Annotated in this window: 1 protein-coding gene and 4 tRNA genes; 1 reads left to right on the top strand and 4 read right to left on the bottom strand. The window is 52.9% G+C overall.

What is annotated here, in order from left to right; all coding sequences use genetic code 11:
* Positions 1-185: 185 nt before the first annotated feature.
* The 3 genes from ACTF5Z_RS11990 to ACTF5Z_RS11980 form a co-directional block, all read right to left on the bottom strand.
* Positions 186-261 (bottom strand) — tRNA-Thr (locus ACTF5Z_RS11990).
* 19 nt (positions 262-280) lie between these two features.
* Positions 281-354, bottom strand: a tRNA-Gly gene (locus tag ACTF5Z_RS11985).
* 198 nt (positions 355-552) lie between these two features.
* Positions 553-636 (bottom strand) — tRNA-Tyr (locus tag ACTF5Z_RS11980).
* A gap of 119 nt (positions 637-755) precedes the next feature.
* On the opposite strand from ACTF5Z_RS11980, the gene ACTF5Z_RS11975 reads away from it, so the two are divergent.
* Positions 756-831 (top strand) — tRNA-Thr (locus ACTF5Z_RS11975).
* Positions 832-866: 35 nt separating this feature from the next.
* On the opposite strand, the gene ACTF5Z_RS11970 is transcribed toward ACTF5Z_RS11975, so the two are convergent.
* Positions 867-2102, bottom strand: a 1236-nt coding sequence (locus ACTF5Z_RS11970; RefSeq protein WP_438985836.1) for a M48 family metalloprotease, incomplete at its 5' end; no start/stop codon positions are given.

Below are 2102 nucleotides of genomic sequence, written 5' to 3'. Positions count from 1 at the left end.
CGTTTTACCATGGTCTACGTGACCAATTGTGCCCACGTTTACGTGAGGCTTATTACGCTCAAACTTTTCCTTTGCCATTACGACAGTCTCCTAAATCTTGCACCAGCGCTGCTAGCTACGTTTTAACGGCATAAACCGTCTGTTAAAACAACGCTGGCACCGCCACCGTTGCATTCTATCGGAAGTGGAGCTCATAACCGGATTTGAACCGGTGACCTCTTCCTTACCAAGGAAGTGCTCTACCTACTGAGCTATATGAGCCTGTAACTTCCTATTCTTTTGGAGCGGGTAGCGGGAATCGAACCCGCATCATCAGCTTGGAAGGCTGAGGTTCTACCATTGAACTATACCCGCACTACCGTTTCCCGCTGCAGAACAGCTTTTTGCTTGTCTGCAACCAACCCCCGCGGTCACCGAAGCAACGGCAGGGTCTATTCAAATTTACCAAGCCATGGGCACAACAAATTTGCTTTCCGCAACACCAGTCGCCGAGCGACCAGTATTACTTTACAACGTCCTGAACTTGCCTGAGCAAACCACAACGCCTGAATATGGTGGAGGGGGGTGGATTCGAACCACCGAAGCTTTCGCGTCAGATTTACAGTCTGATCCCTTTGGCCACTCGGGAACCCCTCCGAAAGGCGGCACATTTTCCAGACGTCGCAGGTGTTTGTCAACCAAAAAAGTCTTAAAAAAGTTTATCTAGAAAGATTGCATCATTTGGCCGCTTTGCCTATCATTGCGATCCGCATTTGGCTGGCGTAGCTCAGTAGGTAGAGCAGCTGATTTGTAATCAGCCGGTCGGGGGTTCGATTCCTCTCGCCAGCTCCATTTTCTCAGCCTTTCGAGGCAATCCAATCAGACTTTCATTGCTCCAGACTCGGAACAGGACAGTCCATTACTGCGGCAACCGCGTAGATAAGCTCCCTTTCTAAGGGTGAAGTCTCGTCGTCACAACGCGCAGCGATTGACAGCGCCTTCAAGACGCGAGGCTTTAAAAGGGGAAATAACAAGCCCAAATCGTCAACGGCTTTGGAAAAATCAGCGACCGAGCACTCAGCGAGCGGTAGTAGGTTAGCGTTGCGCAACCCCAAATCTTGAACCGCTGCGGTGAACGCGAGCTCAGGGTCCCCTCTGCCCATATGAGCCAACAAGGACAACACGCAAATCACCTGCTTGCTCGCCTGCTGTAAGCGCCGGTATTTGGGCGACCTCGAAACCGACCTGATGAATTCAGGCTCGACGTAATGTAGAATCAGATGAAACAACACCCACTCAGTGAGATCGATCACGCTATCAGCGCGAATGATCGCTTTTAATAAGAGCTTGTAGTTTTGGTACTGCGGGTAAGATAACTGTCGGACCGTAGCGCACGCCAACTCCACCATCGCTAACCTGTCAGTCACGGGCATAGTTGTGACACGCCGCTCAATATGCACCAGCTCAGACGCCAAACCCTCAAGCTTAGATTCTGCGACCAGACCTAGCTGCTTAACTCGCACCTCGGTGTCGCGACTCAAGAATACCGCCACCAAGGCAGCACACGCGACCAGCGGCTCAACCAAACCACCACCCAAGACCTGTGGCGATTCATTTGAGGCGGCAAAATTATCGCAATCGGCGGGGGAAGCGTCGTCAGACATCGGCTCCCAGTGCTCTGCCAGCAAGAACCCTGGATTGCCCCCTGCTAACAGGGCCGCCGCCGCCATACGCGCCTTCTCGGGCGTATCAGCACCCATTGTCGCTTTAGGATAATGAATCATCGGACGCTCAAGATAACGTCCATCCCAGCGCGGGCTTATGCGTCTTATGCGCTCCTCAATCGGCGGATGGGTCGATGTCCAAGACCAAAAAGAAGGTGTTACCGCACCAAAAAAGGCGTGCCCAAACTCACGCGCCCCCGGTAGCTGCACGTGCGTTGACGGCAAATACCCACCGATGACTTTCAAGGCATCAGCCACGGCAACCGAGTCACGGGTAAATTGCACGGCGCTCGCATCGGCGTGAAACTCTCTTTGACGCGATATCGCAGCCTGTATCAAGCTCGCAACAGCCACCCCTAAGGCACCTATTACCCACAAACCCAGGCCAATAAATGGCAA

The sequence above is a fragment of the Aequoribacter sp. genome, from assembly GCF_965659035.1.
GTDB lineage: Bacteria > Pseudomonadota > Gammaproteobacteria > Pseudomonadales > Halieaceae > Aequoribacter.
The sequence above is the reverse complement of the archived record's forward strand: the minus strand, read 5'-3'. Positions and strand labels throughout refer to the sequence as shown.